Genomic DNA, 18563 nt, shown 5'->3' on the forward strand with positions numbered 1-18563 from the left:
TCGGGTTCGCAACCTCTTTAGAAGAAAATCCTTAGCCTTTAGGCGATCCTAGACCAATTGCATTAAATGCAGAGCGAAGTAGAGCCAAGGAACCACCAACGCCATCGAAAGCGTCGAGACAATCCAATTTGAGTTAGCCAGATCAACATCCAAATCGTAATAGGCGCTGGCCACCACTGAGTTGACCGCAGGGGGCATGGAGCTCAATATCAACACGACGCCGAGCGCCAAGCCACCGGCGTATTCGCCCAATCCAACCAACCAGGCCATAGAGAGGGTCAACAGCGGTACCAGAGTGACGCGGGTAATGGCCACTTGCAGTGAATATTTGGCGTAGCGCGCGATACTGGTCACTTTCAATCCCAAGCCGACCGACACCAGCATACTGAAGGTCCCGATCGGAATGACCCAATCATTCGCACTGTCTAGAAATAGAGGGCGGTCTATTCCGCTGAGGTTAAACAGAAACCCAAGGCTAAACGCCGTTAAAATGGCGATAAGAAATGGCTGCTTAATCACCTTAATGAGTCGCTGAAAACGAGTCAGCCCCTCACTCCCTTTACCTGAAACCCACTGCGCGACCGGATACCCCACCAAAAAATAGAAGATCTCCTCAAACAGGCGATAGAGGGTAACCAATGCAAAACCTGCTTCACCCAAAAAGAGGTAGACCACCAAGGAGCCCATGGCACCAATGTTGGTAAAGCTGGTGGTTAGACCCATCACAGCGCGACCGGGACGATCCTGTTTATTCAATAGCCCTAAGCCATACCCCAACAGACCGCCGACTATCAAAGCAAATAGGCAGATCAAAGGCAGTGCCAGCAGAGTCGTATCGGTAAACTCGAGCACCCAGATCGCTAATAGAAAGGCGATGGGTATCATCACCATGATACCTAAATCACGCGTCACACGACTGAGTGTTGTTAACGCAAAAGGGAGCCTAATAAGAGACGCTTCAACGACTCTGCGCAGCAGGTAGCCACTGCCCAGACCAGCAAAAATAATGAACAGCGAAAAGGAGAGCTTATCCATAAAGCGCTAACCATCAATCCTTGAAAGTTAATAGCCAATTAGTGGTGAAAAGAGTCCAGTGACTCGACTACTTGATCTGGGTTGCACTCTTCAATAGGGCGCCCATGATTGTATCCGTAAGGCACTGCCAGAGCGGCTACGCCGGCAGCATGAGCGGCATTAATGTCATTGGAAGAGTCACCCACCATGAGCGATTCGTCGGCATTCACACCCGCTTTAACCATGATATCCAGTAACTGATCAGGTTCGGGCTTACGTTTAGGTAGCGAGTCGCCACCGCTCACAAAATCAAACAGATGAGCAATACCCACCCCTTCAATTAATGGTGTTGTGAACTGCATAGGCTTATTAGTAACAACCGCCAGCTTAATGCCTTTTTGACTCCAACGCGCTAGCGCCTCTTTAACCCCAGGGTAGGTACAAGCCGTCACGCCATTAGACGCTTCGTAGTAGTGAAGAAACAACTGATAGGCGTGCTGATACTCCGGCGTATTTTGAAGATCAGCTGGATAGTCCATTGCATCCGACAGCGCCCTAGCGACCAGCGCATGCGCACCATTACCAACCCAGGTTCGAATTTTGGCATCACCCGCCTCGGGTTTACCAACAGCTTTCAACATCTGATCAACCGCGACGGTAAGATCTGGAACGGAATCGACTAGAGTTCCATCCAGATCTAACATGATGAGCTTGGGCGCTTGATCGGCAAAGAGTCTCATCGCGTGGTAGCTAGCTCCGCTCGCATTGTGTCGATGGTTGCTTTGTAGTCATCGGTATTGAAGATCGCAGAGCCTGCAACGAACGTATCGGCACCCGCTTTAGCGATCTCTGCAATATTACTGGTCGTTACACCACCGTCTATCTCCAGTCGGATATCTAGACCAGACTCATCAATACGACGACGTGCTTCACGCAACTTATCCAGCGTTCCTGGAATGAATTTCTGGCCACCAAAACCTGGGTTTACAGACATTAGAAGAATCATGTCGACTTTATCCATGACATGATCAAGGTAGTGCAGCGGCGTTGCTGGGTTGAACACCAGACCTGACTTACAACCCCCGTCACGCACCATCTGCAGTGAGCGATCGATATGCTCAGACGCTTCAGGGTGGAAGGTGATGTAGCTGGCGCCAGCATCAATGAAGTCACCGATAAGACGATCGACAGGTTTAACCATCAGATGCACATCAATTGGCGCTTGAATGCCATGGTTAACCAGTGCCTTACAGACCATTGGGCCAATGGTTAGGTTAGGAACGTAGTGATTATCCATCACATCGAAGTGGACAATATCGGCGCCTGCTTCCAATACGTTTTCAACCTCTTCACCTAAACGAGCAAAATCCGCTGACAATATCGAAGGGGCAATCAAAAAATCTTTCATGGGTCTAACCTAGCTGTTTAATTGGGTTCATTTTAAGTCAGTGCTAAAAGAGACAACAGAAAGAAAAACTGAAGACTCTTTTAATGGGCCGTTAACTGGCTTTGCGGACCTCTCGAATCAGGTCATAGGCCGCCTGGATCTCTTGTGCCTTCTCTTTAGCCAGCTGCATCATCTCTTCTGGCAAACCTTTTGAGACCAGCTTATCAGGGTGGTGCTGACTCATCAGCTTACGCCAAGCCCTTTTTACCTGTGCATCAGTGGCACTGGCATCGACACCGAGTACACCATAGGCCTCATCGATACGCTGCTGAGTCGGTGCACCACCCTGCCAGTGCTGATGAAAACTGCTTTGCGCCTGCATTCGACGAATCAGAGCATCAATGGCATCGCGTTTAAGACCCAGTCGCTGACAGATATCGACAATCACCAAACGCTCGGCATCGCTGATTTCACCATCGGCAAAAGCCGCTGCCATCTGCAATTCAAAAAAGATCATGCGCAGGTCATTACGATGTCTAAAGACTGCAGCAAGTGGGCGCAACAGTGGATCCAGATCAAAGTCTGGGGACTTACCCTCGGTAAAGTACTCTATCGCCTCTCGGCGCTTGGACTCATCGAGCTGCATTCGATCCATCACGGAGCGGGCGTATGCGATCTCATCCTCGGTCACTCGCCCATCCGCTTTTGCGATACGCCCCATGACGGCAAAGGTCGCTCGAAAGAAGATTAACTGTGGTGCCATCTGCTTAGCTGAACGAATGCCACGCTCTAACTGAAAGCCTAAAAAACCACCAAAAATCAGACCCCAGATACCACCGGTAAACAGGCCTACCAGTGCACCTAACACTACACCGGAACGGTATCGAAAAATTTGTTCGCCTATGGCTTGAGGATTCATCAACCCGCCTCTTTCAAAAAGGTTTCAACATCGGCAAGGCGATCCACCGTACCCACATCATTCCAATATCCGCCTAGCTTAGCACCGGCCACTTTAGACTGCTCTATCATTCTGCGTAAAAGCGGCGCTAATGCCGCTTTTTCGTTAAGCGCCAACTCATCAAACTGTGAAGGTCGTAACAGACTCACACCCGCAAAAGTCAGCTTTTCGTCACCCTGAAGTGAGACTCGCTGATCAGACAGGGCAAAGTCGCCATCGCTGTGCCAGCTTGGATTATCAACCAACCAGAGTTTAGCCAGGTCGTCTGAATCCAGAGTTAAATCCAGATCTGAGTACTCTTGGGAGAGATAGACATCCCCATTGACCAAAATAAAAGGCTGATCTGAATCTTCTGATTTGAGCATCGGCAGAGCTTTACGAATACCACCTGCCGTCTCAAGAGGCTCCTGCTCAGCTGAATATCGCAATGAGCAACGAAACTGCTCGCCACTGCCCAGTGTTCGCTCAATCTGATCACCGAGCCAAGCGTGATTAATCACAATATCAGTGATGCCCGCGCGAACCAGATTTTCGATCTGATAAACAATCAAAGGCTTTCCCAAAGCCGGTATCAAAGGCTTGGGGGTTGTTAGTGTCAGCGGGCGCATTCTAGTTCCCAAGCCCGCCGCTAAAATCATAGCTTTCACGGTTTTGGCCACTCTGAAGCGATATGCTGACCAAGCAGCTCGTGTTGACGCATGGCAGGTATCAGCCCAGATAGCGCCTCTTTTAGATCGGAGAATTCCGAATGGGTCGAAGCAGCTCGATAGAGGTATTCGAAGGTCAATGGAATATCTTTAAGGTAACCCGATTTCCCATCACGCAGGTATAGTCTGGAGAAGATACCCAACACCTTGAGCTGACGCTGCATGCCCATCAGATCGAAGAGCTTTTTAAACCCTACTGAGTCTGGCAAAGAGAAACCGACATCCATCAGCATGAGGCGGTAGTTTTCTACCCATTCAGCGACCGTTGACTCTGGCCACTCGATGTAGCTATCACGTAACAGTGACACCAAGTCATAGGTGACAGGACCGATCAATGCATCCTGAAAATCGATCACACCCAGTCCGCCATCGACTAACGGCATTAGATTGCGCGAGTGATAGTCGCGATGCACACAAACTTGAGGTTGACTGAACGCCGATTCGATCAACTGCTGATAGGTCTTCTCTAGAAGGCTATCCCAGCCCTCTGTGATGCCAAGCATCTCACCTAAGAACCACTCTGGGAAAAGATTCATCTCACGTGTCAGCACGGCGGCATCATAGTTGGGCAAGCCCTCAGCCGGCAGCATCTGAATACCCAACAGCGTCTCTAATGCCTGAAGATAGGACGCATCACCTTCGGATTTCAGGCGATCTAAGAGCTGCTGATCAGCAAAATCCTCCAGCAGCATAAAGCCTAAAGCAAGATCATCAGCCACCACTTCAGGCACATGAATGCCTTTTTCAGACCACTCTTTAGCGATACGCACAAATGGCTCTGAATTCTCTTTCTCTGGTGGGGCATCCACAGCGATTAACTCTGCTGTAGGCGTCGACGCACGGAAGTATCGACGGAAACTGGCATCACCGCTGACAGGGGTAATCTCTAGCTGGTCGCGATCGGCATAGGGCCAAACCTGTCTAGCCCAGTTTTTTAATTGCGCTTGGCGCGAACCCATTTACGTTAACCTCTGGTACTGAAGAGCGGGAATCTTTATTATAAGTGCCCAATATTACTCGACTTTTGAGGCTACTTAAACGTCGTCTCGGTAGCCAGCGGATCGCATTCAATGCCCTTCGAAAAAAACGCAATTACAAAAATCATTTTAGGCTTGGTTGTTGCAGGTGGTTCAAACGCCGCTAATGCAGCGGGCGCCTGGGACTGTCAGCAGACTGACCGAGGTTGGAGCTGCGGTGCTTCTGCCGATTACAAACCTGAACCGGTTCCGTTAACTCGCATCTCAGCAACTGAAGATGCGATCGAAGCACAGATCACAAAACCGCTGCCTAAACCGCTGCCAGAGCCCAAAAAAGAGCAAGAGCCCAAAAATTCTCTGACCGCCGAGCCAGAGCAGAAACCAGAACAGACAATCGCCGCCAAACCTGAACCCGTTAAAACGGACGCTAAACCAGAGCCTGACACAAAAGCTGTTGCAACAACTGCAACGAGCGAAGCGACAGATGAGCCGATTGAGGCAGTCACTCTTCCAGCTCGGGCCATCATTCGTGACCCTAGTGATGACCGACGTGACATCAATTTAGACTGGGTTCGTTTAGCACCTCTGGATGCTGAAAGACTGGTCTGCAAAGGTCGCTATGATGAGCCTGACATCTGGGTTGGCGATCTGGCTCCCGGTAACGAAGAGAGCAGCACGGTCATCAACGCTGACGAATCCGATGCCGATCTCGATGGTTTATCCATTTTACGTGGCAACGTCATCATCGAAGAGTCTGGTCGCCAGATTAAGTCCAACCTCGCCGAGTTTGAAGCGCAATCGCGACAAGCCCTACTGCGTGGCGATGTGCGTTACCGTGAACCCAACCTGTTGATGATTGCAGATGCCATGTCTGCTGACCTGAACAATAAGATCGCCATCGCCAATGAAGCGCGCTTCGTCATGCATGATCAACATATGCGCGGTGATGCAGAAGCGATGACACGCTTTGGTGATCAGCGCGTTGAAGCCGAAGATACACTGATTACCTACTGTGAACCGGGTAATAACGATTGGGGCATTCGAGCAGCGCAGATGGAGCTCTATCCTCAAGAGGGGTATGGAGAGGCGTGGAATACCCGATTTGAAGTTGCTGGTGTACCGGTCTTCTACCTGCCCTACTTCTACTGGCCATTGAATGACACGCGCAGAACGGGCTTACTCTATCCATCCCTCAGCACCAGCGAGCAGGATGGTTACGATCTGGCTCTGCCCTACTACTTCAACATTGCGCCTAACATCGATGACACGCTAACGACGCGCATCATCGAACAGCGTGGCGTACTGTTTGAAAACGAGGCGCGCTACCTCAACAGCTTCAGCATGAACACGCTGAATACCAGCTGGCTTCCCGATGATGATCTTCAGGGGAGTGAACGTTGGTTGATCGACTTCAATCATACCGGCACTCCGGCACCCAACTGGTCGAGTGATGTCAGCTTCACTCGCGTCAGTGATGACAACTACTTTGACGACCTAACGCCGGTAACGCTGGCAGTACCGGCTGCTGATGTACTTTCTCAGCGTGCTCAAGTAGCCTATAGCGGTAATGGCTGGAGTGCATCGGCACTGGTTAATGATTATCAGATTCTAGATAACTCAACCAGCTACAAGCGCATGCCTCAGCTCAACTTCAGTACCAGCCAAAGTCTGAATGAGACAGTGCTGAATCTCGCCGTGCAGTACACACAGTTTGATTCAACCAATGAGAGCGCAACCGACGGCAGTCGTCTTCATGCCCGCCAGTCAATCGGTTACAGCGCGGAGACCACTTGGGGTTACCTACGACCTGAAGCGGGCGTTTGGCACTCAAGCTATGACTTCTCAGATAATAGCAGTGCGTCGCACACCAACCTGTTTGCCTCGTTGGATTCAGGCCTGATCTTTGAACGTCAGGGCGAGATTGCCACTCAGACGCTAGAGCCACGCATCAAACTGATACATGTTGATGGTGAGGATACAGACACACTTAACTTTGACTCAGGCGCCCTTGGCTTTAGCTACGGCAACCTGTTCGATAATTTAGGCTACTCCGGTAATGACCGTGTCAGCCATACCGATCAAGCAACCCTAGGTCTAGAGAGCAAAGTCTACAGTCTAACGGGGCGTGAGCTGATCTCGGCAGGCATTGCACAGGCTCACTACTTTGGTGATCACGATGCTCGCCCAGGCGATTCAACCGGTACAGCAGATCAATCGGATTACGCTGTCTACGCCAGCTGGAAGCCCTCTGAAGTGCTGACGCTGAGCCATGACTCGCGCATTGATCGTGAAACAGCTGCGCTACTGACCGAAAACTATCGTGCCTACTACCGTCCAGATGATGAGCGACTACTCTACGCAAACCTACGTAAAACGCAGAGCAGTGACGGCAACAACACCTTCAACCAGATCGATCTGGCCACGCGTTGGCCGATCACGACAGAGTGGAGCGGCGTTGCTCGATACACCCAAGATATCAAAGAGTCTGAAAACCTAGAGACGCTTGCCGGTATCGAGTACGAAAACTGCTGTTGGAAGGTGCGCTTTACCGGACAGCGAAGTATTGTCGACGGCAGCAGCGATTTCGAACGTGAGAACAAGTTCTACATTCAATTCATTCTTCGCGGTCTGGGCGCCTTTGGCCAGAGCGAAGGTCGTCAGTTCCTTGAGGATTTAACGGGTTATAACGAGGATGACCGTGACAACTTTTAAACATTTGATCGCTTCGGCGATTTTGGCCCTCTCAAGCAGCTCCTTGCTTGCAGAGCCCGTTGCACTGGACCGTGTTGCCGTCGTAGTTAACGAAAGCATCATCATGAGCTCCGAAGTGGATCAGCGAATTAGTGATATCCGTGCTCAATTAACGGCACGTAAAGCTCAGCTACCACCCGCTGAGGTTTTGGCTAATCAGGTCAAAGAGCAGCTGATCATTGAGAGTATTCAACTGCAACTGGCAGAGCGCCAAGGCACTCGCGTCAGTGATAGTGAGCTGAACAGTACGATGAACCGCATCGCTCAGCAGAACAACCTATCCCTGAGTGATTTCCGTAAAGCGTTGATCAACGAAGGGCGTGACTATCAGCAGGTGCGTGATCAGATTCGTCGTGAACTGATCATTAGCCGTGTTCAGCAGAGCAACGTCAACCGTCGAGTTACCGTAACGGACCAAGAGGTTCAGAACTACCTCAATTCAGATTTGGCGAAGAACCAAGACCGTAGTGAATATCTACTGAGCAACATTCTAGTGGCTCTCCCTTCACCTGCATCGCCAGAGCAGATTAAATCTGCTCAAGAGCGCGCCAACCAACTCAAAGCCGAACTGGATCAAGGCGCTAATTTTGCGGATCTAGCAGTACGCAGCTCGGACGCACCCAATGCGCTCAATGGCGGTGACCTGGGTTGGCGTAAAGCACAAGAGCTACCGACCCAAATATTCTCTGCTGTTTCAGGTCTGGCGAATGGCGACGTCTCTAAAGTGGTTAGAACCCCTTCAGGCTTTAACCTACTGCAGTTGCGCGAGCGTCGTGGCGATCAAGCCACACTGGTAACCGAAACTCGAGCACGCCACATTTTGGTAGCCCCTTCAGAGATTCGCACATCAGCACAGGCTCAAGCCTTCGCTGAAGAGCTCTACACTCGATTCCAAGAGGGCGAGCCATTTGAAGAGTTGGCGCGCCGCTACAGCGATGACCCGGGCAGCGGCTCATTGGGTGGTGAATTAGGCTGGATACAACCGGGCAAGATGGTTGTTGAGTTTGAACAGCAGATGGACAAACTGGCTATTAATGAGGTGAGCGAGCCTTTCGAATCTCGTTTTGGCTGGCACATTGTTCAGGTACAAGAGCGTCGCCAACAGGACTTCACCACTGAGATGCGTGAAAACCAAGCCCGCTCAGAAATCCGTAAACGTAAGTACGATGAAGCACTCTCCACTTGGTTACGTGAACTTCGCTCAGAAGCCTACGTCGACATTAAGGTGAAGTAGTGGCTCTTCGAATTGCACTGACCCCGGGCGAGCCTGCCGGCATCGGTCCAGACCTTTGTGTTCAGATTGCCCAGCAAGGCTCTGAGCACCAACTGGTCATCATCTGTGACCCTGACATTATTGTCGATCGCGCAAAACTCTTAGGCTTGCCGATCAAACTGCATGAGTTTGATCCAGACCAGCCTGCCGTTGGCTGTCAGCCTGGAGAGCTCTTTTACATCGGCACCCCATCGAATGCCGATGTTATTCCAGGCCAACTGGATCCGCTCAATAGCGTCTATGTTCTGAATACCCTTCGTTTAGCTGTAGACGGGGCTTTGGGTGGCATGTTTGATGCCATCTGCACAGCACCGGTTCATAAGGGTGTTATCAATGATGCCGGTTACCCCTTCACAGGCCATACAGAGTTTCTACAATCGCGTTGTGACGTCGATCAGGTTGTTATGATGTTGGCGACCGAAGGGCTACGAGTTGCTCTTGCAACGACACACCTGCCATTATCTGAAGTGCCTCAAGCGGTAACGCAACCGCTACTTCGTTCGGTCATCGATATTCTGTTGGATGATCTGAAGCACTACTTTGGTTGTGACAAACCCAGCGTCTTGGTTGCAGGCTTAAACCCCCATGCTGGCGAAGGCGGCCATATGGGACGTGAAGAGATCGACACGATCGAACCGGTATTGAATAGCTACCGGGAACAGGGTGTTAACCTGATTGGCCCACTCCCTGCCGATACGCTCTTCACTGAACATCATCTAAAAGACGCTGATGCGGTGCTTGCGATGTACCACGACCAAGGGCTGCCGGTTCTCAAATACAAAGGGTTTGGCCAAGCAGTGAACATCACCTTGGGTCTGCCTATTGTGCGCACCTCAGTCGATCACGGCACCGCGTTGGATCTTGCCGGCACAGGCAGAGCCGATGCAGGCTCTTTGCAGACCGCCCTTAGTTATGCTGCCGAGATGGCTTCTAACCGTAAACAATCATAGGTTGATATGAGCAGTAAAAACCCTGGGCACGTGGCCCGCAAACGTTTCGGTCAGAACTTTCTGCACGACCCTACTATTATTGGTCGTATCATCTCTGCGATTAATCCAAAACCTGAAGAGCACCTCGTTGAGATTGGTCCCGGTTTAGGTGCACTTACAGAAGAGATTCTAGAGCTCGCCGGTGCGCTGGAAGCGGTAGAGTTAGACCGTGATCTCGTCCCAGTCCTGCGTACCAAGTTTTTTAGGTATGAAGATAAGTTTAAGATTCACGAGGCGGATGCTCTCAAGTTTGACTTCTCGTCACTGCAACAAGATGAGCGCCCACTTCGCGTGATCGGCAACCTGCCCTACAACATCTCAACGCCGCTGATTTTCCATCTCTTGAGTTTTTCAGGATTGATCAGCGACATGCACTTCATGCTGCAGAAAGAGGTGGTGGAACGTCTAGCTGCACAGCCGGGGGAAAATCACTACGGCCGCCTTGGCATAATGGCGCAGTACTACTGTCAGGTAGAAAAGCTCTTTATCGTACCACCCGGCGCCTTTAATCCGGCACCGAAGGTCGATTCCGCCATTGTTAGATTGATTCCGCACAAAACGCTACCCATACAAGCAAAAAGTGCTGAGCTGTTGGCTGACGTTGTCAGAACCGGTTTCAGTCAGCGACGTAAAACTCTGCGTAACAATATGAAGGGTTGGATTACCGGCGAGCAACTTGAAGCCTTGGGTATTGATCCTGGATTACGCCCTGAGCGCCTCTCTCTCGCTGAATTTGTCGCCATCGCTGACGCGATCTATGATTTACGAAACAGCGCTGAATAAGCACTGCACGACGAGACTGTCTATACATGCAAGATTATGAACTGAGCCGAAACGTAGCGATCGATGTGACAACCGACTATCTGACCGACCAATCGGATCCAGAGACACATCGCTACGTCTTTTCTTACCACATCACCATCACCAACCATAACCCTATGCCTATCCAGCTACTGAGCCGCCGCTGGCTGATTACCGATGGTAATGAGAAGACACAAGAGGTATTAGGGGAAGGAGTTGTCGGTGAACAGCCCACCATTGAACCGGGCAAAAGCTACAGCTACACCAGCGGCACGGTCTTAGCGACTGAGGTGGGTGCCATGCAGGGTCACTACGACATGATCACCGACGAAAATGAGACCTTTCAAGCGACCATTGCCCCCTTCACACTGGCACAAACTCACGCGTTACACTAGGAGAACGGACTCTCTAAAATAGAGAGCTCTGTTCCGACGCGAGCAACTCAGGCGTTGCCCCCTGCACAGAGGGTTTTGCCTCTTTCAACTTATCGACAAAACGCGCAGCCAGTTCCGGTGCTTCAGCACAATCTGGCGTATGAAAGAAGAGATAAGGCACTCTCCCCTCATCGATCCACTGCAACACCTTAGTGACCCACTGATCTAAATAGCGATCAGACTCCTGCCACTGCATAGTCGATATAAAACGCACCTGTGGATGCTTGCTAGTTGCAATGACATGGAGCGGTACTTTGGGCTTCTTCTGCTGAGCATCTAAGGTAGCTGAGTCCATGGCGGTTACTGCAAAAATGGGACGGGTGTCGAACATCACACGATTGACGCCTGTCTCCAGCAGCATCTGATTAAACGCCCTCTCCTCGTCCCCTTTCGCAAAGAACTCAGGGTGACGAACTTCAACCGAGTAGTTGAAGGCTTTAGGTAGAGCCAACAGAAATCGATGGATATGCTCAATCCCTTCACTGTTAAAGCTTTTTGGTAGCTGCAGATTGAGCAGCCCGATTTTATCCGCCAGCGGCTCCAACACTTCAAACTGCTCGGCCACTTTAGGATTAGCCACCTCTAAAGCACTGCGATGAGAAAGATCTTGGTGGAACTTAAAACAGAATCGAAAGTCATCAGGCGTCTCATCCCGCCAACGCTTCACCGTATCCGGTTTAGGCAAACCATAAAAAGTCGTGTTTCCCTCAACCGATGAAAATTGACGAGCATAACGTTGTAGCGCAGTCCCACCCCCTGCCAAACAGCCGCCCTCCCAAACAGGATGTTGCCACTGAGGTAAGCCTAAATAGTAATCGTGCAACGCCATACTCCTTAAAATAGGCTACAAAGAGTACCAAACTAAAAAAATAGTGGAAGAATATCGTAATATTTTAGAAACAGGCTTGTAGCAACCTTAAACCTATGTATAATACGCCCCACGTTGATGCGGGGTGGAGCAGCCCGGTAGCTCGTCGGGCTCATAACCCGAAGGTCGTCAGTTCAAATCTGGCCCCCGCTACCAACGTAAAAAAGGGAAGTGTACTTCAAAGTGCACTTCCCTTTTTTCGTTGGTGGGGGCGAATATATGAGCACTGACGACAAATAATGCAGGACAGCATTATTTGGATAGCTGAAAGCTAGTCCGCAGGATTACTTCACAGGATGTGAAGTAACAACTCAGTTCACCAAAATGCATGGATAGCATTTTGGGATGCCAAAGGCAGTCCGAAGGACGATTGCACAGGATGTGTAATCGCAAATCTGGCCTTGAACGAAGCACCAAAGGTGCGACGGCCCGAAGGGTGAAAACACAGGAAGTGTTTTCATAAATCTGGCTTGAATCTACGACCCAAAAAACCACGTCGGGCTCACTCTTATTAGCTCCGCGGTGAAGGTCACCAGTTCAAACCTCACCCCCGCTACCAACGTAAAAAAAGGTATAGGCCCGCAGGGTTTATACCGTTTTTTTCGTCTGGCGGATGGGCCAGATGCAGAACTGACGACAAATAATGCAGGACAGCATTATTTGGATAGCTGAAAGCTAGTCCGCAGGATTACTTCACAGGATGTGAAGTAACAACTCAGTTCACCAAAATGCATGGATAGCATTTTGGGATGCCGAAGGCAGTCCGAAGGACGATTGCACAGGATGTGTAATCGCAAATCTGGCCTTGAAAGGAGCACCAAAGGTGCGACGGCCCGAAGGGTGAAAACACAGGAGGTGTTTTCATAAATCTGGCCAAAAATCCACCCCAGCCCAAATACCGTAACTACATAAAAACCAACGGTATCTGAAATGAAAGTCATCACTCTCCTATCAGCCTTACTACTAGGCCAGGCTTCATTTGCCTTCACAATCGAAAAAATAGGTTCAGACATTTCTCACCCTTGGGGTATCGCTGTCCTTAACGATGAAGAGGTCCTCGTGACAGCAAGAGCCGGTGCCCTTTTGCGCATTAACCTTACAACCGGGCAGCAAAGAGCCGTTTTACCCACCCCGTTTGTAGCAAGTTTTAGGCAAGGCGGGCTTCTCGATGTCGCCTATGATGAACAATCAAATAGGGTACATCTTTGCTACAGCAAACCGTTAAAAGGTGGCGCAGGCTTGGCGATCGCATCGGCCAAATTGGATGGGTATCAGCTTTTAACACCCAAGGATATTTTTGTCTCCAACCATCGCTCTCCCTCCGGTGCACACTTCGGCTGTCGGATAGTCATAAAGGGCAACTACCTGTTTGCCTCTTTGGGCGACCGTGGTGATCGCAGTAACGCTCAAAACCCCTCCAATCATGCTGGATCAATTATTCGACTGAACCTTGTTGAGCCGGAGCCAGCCAATACTCAGCAAGATTGGTTGCCTGAGATTTACTCGATGGGTCATCGAAACCCACAAGGTCTTGCATTACAGCCTAATACAGGACTTTTATGGTCTCATGAACATGGTCCACGCGGTGGTGATGAGATCAATCTCATTGAGCAAGATAACAACTACGGTTGGCCAACCGTCTCTTACGGTAAGGAGTACATAGGTGGGGATATAGGTCTTAACTCATCACCCGATGGATATACCGATCCTCTCTGGGTCTGGGATCCAAGCATTGCACCATCGGGAATGACCTTCTATACCGGAGAGATGTTTCCCGAATGGCAGGGCAATCTTTTGGTTGGCGCTTTGAAGTTCACAAGCATCTACCGAATCGTCATAGATCCTGATAGCAATCTGCCCGTTTCAGAGGAGAGATTATTCAATGATGAGATGGGAAGAGTTAGAGACGTTGAACAGGCCAATGATGGCTCAATTTTAGTGTTGAGTGACGCACCCAATGGTGGCCTATATAGGATAAGTCGATAAATCATTAAGGTAAAACAGATGAACAACCAACAGTTAAACGTATTAGGCACGCCACTTGAAACGTGTAGCAGTGATCCGCTAACTGGCTATTACAGAGACGGATGTTGCAACACAGATGAATATGATCGCGGAACCCACACGGTCTGCGCTGTGATGACGGAGGAGTTTCTGCTCTTCTCACTTCGCAAAGGGAATGATCTCATTACCGCCCGGCCTGAATATCAGTTCCCCGGTTTAAAGCCAGGCGACTCTTGGTGCCTATGTGCTCAACGATGGGAGGAAGCTGAGGTTTCAGGGTGCGCCCCGAGAGTTAATCTATCCGCAACTAATGCAAAAACACTTGAGATTATCAGTTTCGAGACGCTTAAACGGTACAGCATAGATCTTCATTAATTTTCACACAGAGCTCAAGAGCTACCCTCTCCACAACTCCAGTATTTTCAATTACTATCAGCGTCCATTTTATGTAGTGAATTTCTAAGCCAATGAACAGCAACGCTTTACTATCGACACTCGTTAAAATCCGCTCTAACAAACTCTTCGAGCTCACCGTAATTGCGGTGATTATTGGCTCGGCGCTCCTTATTGGTGCCAAGACCTTTGACCTTTCTGACACCGCTGAGATGATTGTTGGTTGGCTGGATATCGCTGTTACCGTCTTCTTTCTGGTCGAGATCACGGTTCGTTTCATTGCCGATGAGAACAAGCGCACCTTCTTTAAGGATCCCTGGAACCTATTCGACACCTTAGTGGTTGTGATCAGCCTGATCCCTGTCAGTCAGGCCGATACCGCTCTGGTCGCACGTCTAGTTCGCGTGTTCCGCGTCTTCCGAATGGTCAGCATCATTCCAGAGCTTCGCATGCTGCTGAACTCGTTGATCAAAGCACTGCCTCAGCTAGGGTACGTCCTTCTGCTGATGTTCATCATCTTCTACGTCTATGCTGCCATTGGTGCGACGCTCTTTGCTGCGATTAACCCTGACCTTTGGGGTGATGTCGCAGTGTCGATGTTGACGCTCTTTAGGGTGATGACCTTTGAGGATTGGACCGATGTCATGTACGAAACGATGACGGTCTACAGTCTAAGCTGGATCTACTACCTATCCTTTATATTCTTAACGGCCTTCGCCTTCTTGAACATGGTAATCGGCATTGTCGTCAATGTGATGAATGAGGAGCATGAGCGCATCCTTAAAGAGGAAGCGATCGAGGCTAATGAGCCAACCATCGCTGATCTTCAAAAACAGCTGGCTGAGATTAAAGAGATGTTAAATCAGAGAGCGAATTAAAACGCGAACTGATCCACCAACAGATACCCCATCGCAACGTAGTTGTTGATCTGCGCGGGGCCAGAAGGGGCAACGTCAACGTAGTCTGGAAAAGCATCTGCAGTGACGTTGCTCCAACTCGCAAAGGTTTCACACACATGCAGATCCACGCCAGATTCACCTAGATCACGAACCCCTTGATGCAGAAGTGGGAACTTACTCTCATTCTCAGTGGTCAGAGCGAACTGTTCATTGCCGTGGCTAACCACCGCTATATCGAGATCTGGAAAAGCTGATCGCAAAGAGTCTATGGCGCCCATCAAACGAGGTTGAATCCGTTGCCACTGTTGTGGATTAGGCGCCAAAATTTCAAACACCACTCCTGGTGGCGCTTCTTCAAGTGCAAGGATCTCTTTAACCGTTTTAGCTGAGGCCGCGCCTGAAAAGAGCAGACTGAGCGGAAGCAATACCCTGAGTAACAGGTGGCGAACTGTCTTAAAGATCAAACTGAACATAGTAGACCTCCAAATCTCTTTTGCTTCAGCTTAGCTTATAAACTGGAAAGTGACTGCCTCAATGCCTCGGTTCTTGATTCTGTTATACGATCAGCCGGGAGGCGCTGATCAAGGCCAAGGCGAATCAATCGATCTTTCTCAGCGCCCGGTGCCATCACTAGACGCACCTCTTTACCAAGATCTAAGGCTTCGAGTATGACGTTCTCAATGGAGAGCGTCATGGTGTCATCTAAATAGCTGACGTCACTGAGATCAAAAATAACCGCATCGTGTTTAGCGATGTCTTTTCGCTCACGGGCTAAGGCTTTGGAGACACCAAAAATCATCGCTCCCGAAAGGTAGACCAGTAGGATACGGCCATTCGCCTCATTCAACAGGGACTGCTGTTCAGGGGTCAGCGGAATCTCATCATCGACATCGGACATAGAGCGAACCTTCTCAGCCTCAACATCGGATAACTTACGGATGATGATGACGTTCGCGACAAAGACACCGACACCCACCGCAACGATCAGATCGACAAAGACCGTTAGTAGTAGAACGGCATACATGATCATCGTGCTGTATTTAGAGACAAGGTGAACCCGTTTAATGAACGACCAGTCCAGAATATCGACACCCACTTTTACCGCAATACCAGCCAGCACCGCTAAAGGGATATTTTCGATCAATGAACCTGCTCCAAACACAGCTATTGCCAGTGCGAGAACCCTTATAACACCTGAGAGTGGTGTTCGCCCTCCAGACTGAATATTGACCACGGTGCCCATAGTGGCACCAGCACCTGGTAGACCACCGAACAGACCAGACATGATATTGCCTAACCCCTGTCCAAACAGCTCTTTGTTGGAGTCATGCTCTGTTCGGGTCAGGTTGTCCGCCACGACCGAGGTAAGCATTGAATCGATACAACCAAGCATGCCCAACACCATCGCATCGACCAACATAATCTGAAGCTGATCATAGGTGAAATAGGGCAAGGTCATTGAAGGCAGTGACACATCGATCTCACCAATGCGTTGGACTCCATCACTGCTAAAGATGATCACAGAGACCAGAGTAATAAGAACCAGTGCAATCAACTGAGGCGGCACGAACTTTTTGTATTTTTCAGGCGTTTTAAACAACACACCCAGTGTCACTAAGAACAGCAACAACTCACTGAAGTGCACGTTCATGATCAACTCTGGCAAATGAGTTACGGTACCTACCACCCCGCCCGCCGGTGGAGATTGCCCTAACGCAGGGGCTATCTGCAGAATAATCAGTATGAATCCGATGCCTGACATAAAGCCAGAAACCACTGCATAGGGCATCAGGGTGATGTATTTGCCCAACCTGAGATAACCAAACACGATCTGGAATATCCCTGCCATGATCACCACGGTAAACGCCATAGACAGACCATTTTCAGGGTTCGCAGCCACTAGAGTGCTGATCACAGCGGTCATCACTACGGTCATCGGTCCAGTAGGCTCAGAGATCAGAGTAGCGGTTCCACCAAACAGCGCGGTAAAGAGACCGATTAAGATCGCGCCATAAAGTCCCGCCTCCGCGCCTGCGCCAGAGGCGACACCAAATGTGAGCGCCAAAGGGAGTGAGACCACCGCAGCGGTTAAACCACCGAGCAGATCACCACGAAGATTAGAGAGAGATAGAACGTTCAGTTTAAGCATTGATCAACGGCTCACTATCGATCTGAAGCGTTTGATTTAAACAGACGTATAGCGTAACGAAGCAGTATATCGAAGGGGGTTTCGTCGCCAAAAAACTTAGGATTCTTGATCAACAACAGAGACATCACAACAATCCACACCAGCGTATTTTTAATCACCCAACTGGCATTTTCATTAAAGGCCTCTTCGGTATTTTCGGCACCCATTAAAAACATAAATGGGGCAACAATCCCAATGAATGAGAGAAGAGAGACGGCAGCGCGAATTTTTCTGCGGTTATCCATGACACACTCTGATTTGTGATTTTGGTTATTTTACGTGATCTGTCCGTAAAGGGGTAATCACACGGGTGAGTTTTAATCCGTTGACTGTCAATTTTCATCTAAAAATAACCCTGACATTTCTATGGAAATATGTGACCATCATATGAGTAATCTCTAATGGATAATGATCATGAATCTACGCACCAAGTTACTGATGACTGCGACACTTTTAACAACCCTTGCCGGCTGCAGCAGTGAACTGCCTAAACCCGATCTAGTCGAAGGTGGCGAATGCGTCATCCACGGTGAACAAGCACCTATTTGGGCTTGTGGTGGCTACATGGAGGCCGATCGTTATGTCGGCGTAGGATCTGCTCCGTTGAGCAAGCTAGGGTATGATTTTTCTCGTAAAGAGGCGGCCATTAATGCTCGTGCTGATATCGCACAACAGGTCGAGGCTCAGATTAAAAGCAAACTAGACTCCTATCAACGTTCAACGGGTGCCGATGAGATGACGGCTGAACGCGTCGTCACTCAAGTCGCAAGACAAACCTCCGAATTGACAATTAATAACTCACAACAAGTGAGCTACTGGCAGCACCCTGAAACAGAGGTCATCTTCATTTTGATGGGCGTTGAAAAAGCGACGATCAATAACGCGATCGACTCTCAGATTGATCAACTAGATAAGTGAGT

The 18563-nt window shown here is 49.7% G+C and carries 19 protein-coding genes and 1 tRNA gene; 10 read left to right on the forward strand and 10 right to left on the reverse strand.

The window, feature by feature from the left end; translation table 11 throughout:
• Positions 1–48: 48 nt before the first annotated feature.
• The 6 genes from XMG48_RS06375 to XMG48_RS06400 all read right to left on the reverse strand — a co-directional run bounded on the left by XMG48_RS06375 (position 49) and on the right by XMG48_RS06400 (position 5025).
• Positions 49–1035 carry an AEC family transporter gene (locus tag XMG48_RS06375; RefSeq protein WP_173481237.1) on the reverse strand — a complete coding sequence of 329 codons (987 nt, stop codon included), beginning with the start codon at positions 1033–1035 and terminating at the stop codon, positions 49–51.
• Positions 1036–1073: 38 nt separating this feature from the next.
• Entirely contained in the window at positions 1074–1754 is a 681-nt protein-coding gene (locus tag XMG48_RS06380) for a phosphoglycolate phosphatase (protein ID WP_173481238.1), read from the reverse strand.
• Positions 1751–2422 (reverse strand): ribulose-phosphate 3-epimerase, encoded by a 672-nt coding sequence (gene rpe, locus XMG48_RS06385; protein WP_173481239.1) that lies wholly within the window; start codon positions 2420–2422, stop codon positions 1751–1753. The genes XMG48_RS06380 and rpe overlap by 4 nt, the downstream gene beginning before the upstream one ends.
• 91 nt (positions 2423–2513) lie before the next feature.
• Positions 2514–3320: a co-chaperone DjlA gene (djlA, locus tag XMG48_RS06390; protein WP_173481240.1), complete on the reverse strand. Its 807-nt coding sequence runs from the start codon at positions 3318–3320 to the stop codon at positions 2514–2516.
• Positions 3320–3997, reverse strand: a complete 678-nt coding sequence (gene murU / locus XMG48_RS06395; RefSeq protein ID WP_217363707.1) for an N-acetylmuramate alpha-1-phosphate uridylyltransferase MurU — start codon at positions 3995–3997, stop codon at positions 3320–3322. The genes djlA and murU overlap by 1 nt, the downstream gene beginning before the upstream one ends.
• Positions 3998–4002: 5 nt before the next feature.
• On the reverse strand, positions 4003–5025 hold the full coding sequence (locus XMG48_RS06400) for an aminoglycoside phosphotransferase family protein (protein ID WP_173481242.1): 1023 nt from the start codon (positions 5023–5025) through the stop codon (positions 4003–4005).
• Positions 5026–5136: 111 nt separating this feature from the next.
• Here XMG48_RS06400 and lptD point away from each other — a divergent pair, with 111 nt between their 5' ends.
• The 5 genes from lptD to apaG are packed head-to-tail and all read left to right on the forward strand — an operon-like array spanning position 5137 to position 11252.
• Positions 5137–7755, forward strand: a complete 2619-nt coding sequence (gene lptD / locus XMG48_RS06405) for an LPS-assembly protein LptD (protein WP_173481243.1) — start codon at positions 5137–5139, stop codon at positions 7753–7755.
• Positions 7742–9028: a peptidylprolyl isomerase gene (locus XMG48_RS06410; RefSeq protein ID WP_371731455.1), complete on the forward strand. Its 1287-nt coding sequence runs from the start codon at positions 7742–7744 to the stop codon at positions 9026–9028. The genes lptD and XMG48_RS06410 overlap by 14 nt, the downstream gene beginning before the upstream one ends.
• Complete coding sequence (gene pdxA / locus XMG48_RS06415; protein WP_173481245.1) at positions 9028–10017, forward strand: 4-hydroxythreonine-4-phosphate dehydrogenase PdxA; 990 nt, start codon at positions 9028–9030, stop codon at positions 10015–10017. Before XMG48_RS06410 ends, pdxA begins: the two co-directional genes overlap by 1 nt.
• Before the next feature lie 6 nt (positions 10018–10023).
• Positions 10024–10839, forward strand: a complete 816-nt coding sequence (gene rsmA / locus XMG48_RS06420) for a 16S rRNA (adenine(1518)-N(6)/adenine(1519)-N(6))-dimethyltransferase RsmA (RefSeq protein WP_173481246.1) — start codon at positions 10024–10026, stop codon at positions 10837–10839.
• A 26-nt stretch (positions 10840–10865) separates the two neighbouring features.
• The gene (gene apaG, locus XMG48_RS06425; protein WP_173481247.1) at positions 10866–11252 is read left to right on the forward strand and encodes a Co2+/Mg2+ efflux protein ApaG; all 387 of its coding nucleotides are present in this window, start codon (positions 10866–10868) and stop codon (positions 11250–11252) included.
• Positions 11253–11265: 13 nt separating this feature from the next.
• On the opposite strand, the gene XMG48_RS06430 is transcribed toward apaG, so the two are convergent.
• Entirely contained in the window at positions 11266–12114 is an 849-nt protein-coding gene (locus XMG48_RS06430) for a DUF72 domain-containing protein (protein WP_217363828.1), read from the reverse strand.
• Between the two features lie 124 nt (positions 12115–12238).
• Between XMG48_RS06430 and XMG48_RS06435 the strand changes: the two genes are divergently transcribed.
• The 4 genes from XMG48_RS06435 to XMG48_RS06450 all read left to right on the forward strand — a co-directional run bounded on the left by XMG48_RS06435 (position 12239) and on the right by XMG48_RS06450 (position 15434).
• Positions 12239–12315: transfer RNA gene (locus tag XMG48_RS06435), tRNA-Met, on the forward strand.
• A 774-nt stretch (positions 12316–13089) separates the two neighbouring features.
• Positions 13090–14145: a PQQ-dependent sugar dehydrogenase gene (locus XMG48_RS06440; RefSeq protein ID WP_173481249.1), complete on the forward strand. Its 1056-nt coding sequence runs from the start codon at positions 13090–13092 to the stop codon at positions 14143–14145.
• Between the two features lie 18 nt (positions 14146–14163).
• On the forward strand, positions 14164–14538 hold the full coding sequence (locus tag XMG48_RS06445) for a DUF2237 family protein (protein WP_173481250.1): 375 nt from the start codon (positions 14164–14166) through the stop codon (positions 14536–14538).
• A gap of 92 nt (positions 14539–14630) precedes the next feature.
• Complete coding sequence (locus tag XMG48_RS06450) at positions 14631–15434, forward strand: ion transporter (protein ID WP_173481251.1); 804 nt, start codon at positions 14631–14633, stop codon at positions 15432–15434.
• Here the strand turns inward: XMG48_RS06450 and XMG48_RS06455 are convergent.
• From XMG48_RS06455 to XMG48_RS06465, 3 genes are read right to left on the reverse strand one after another with little or no spacing between them, the layout of a single operon-like run.
• On the reverse strand, positions 15431–15928 hold the full coding sequence (locus XMG48_RS06455) for a DsrE family protein (protein WP_173481252.1): 498 nt from the start codon (positions 15926–15928) through the stop codon (positions 15431–15433). The two genes, XMG48_RS06450 and XMG48_RS06455, sit on opposite strands and share 4 nt — an antisense overlap.
• Before the next feature lie 35 nt (positions 15929–15963).
• A complete protein-coding gene (locus tag XMG48_RS06460; protein WP_173481253.1) occupies positions 15964–17604 on the reverse strand; it encodes a SulP family inorganic anion transporter in 1641 nt (546 codons plus the stop codon).
• Between the two features lie 14 nt (positions 17605–17618).
• On the reverse strand, positions 17619–17888 hold the full coding sequence (locus XMG48_RS06465) for a hypothetical protein (RefSeq protein ID WP_173481254.1): 270 nt from the start codon (positions 17886–17888) through the stop codon (positions 17619–17621).
• Between the two features lie 169 nt (positions 17889–18057).
• On the opposite strand from XMG48_RS06465, the gene XMG48_RS06470 reads away from it, so the two are divergent.
• Positions 18058–18561 (forward strand): LPP20 family lipoprotein, encoded by a 504-nt coding sequence (locus tag XMG48_RS06470; protein ID WP_173481255.1) that lies wholly within the window; start codon positions 18058–18060, stop codon positions 18559–18561.
• Positions 18562–18563 lie beyond the last annotated feature (2 nt).

It is taken from the genome of Marinobacterium sp. xm-g-48 (genome assembly GCF_013282925.1).
GTDB lineage: Bacteria > Pseudomonadota > Gammaproteobacteria > Pseudomonadales > Balneatricaceae > Marinobacterium_E.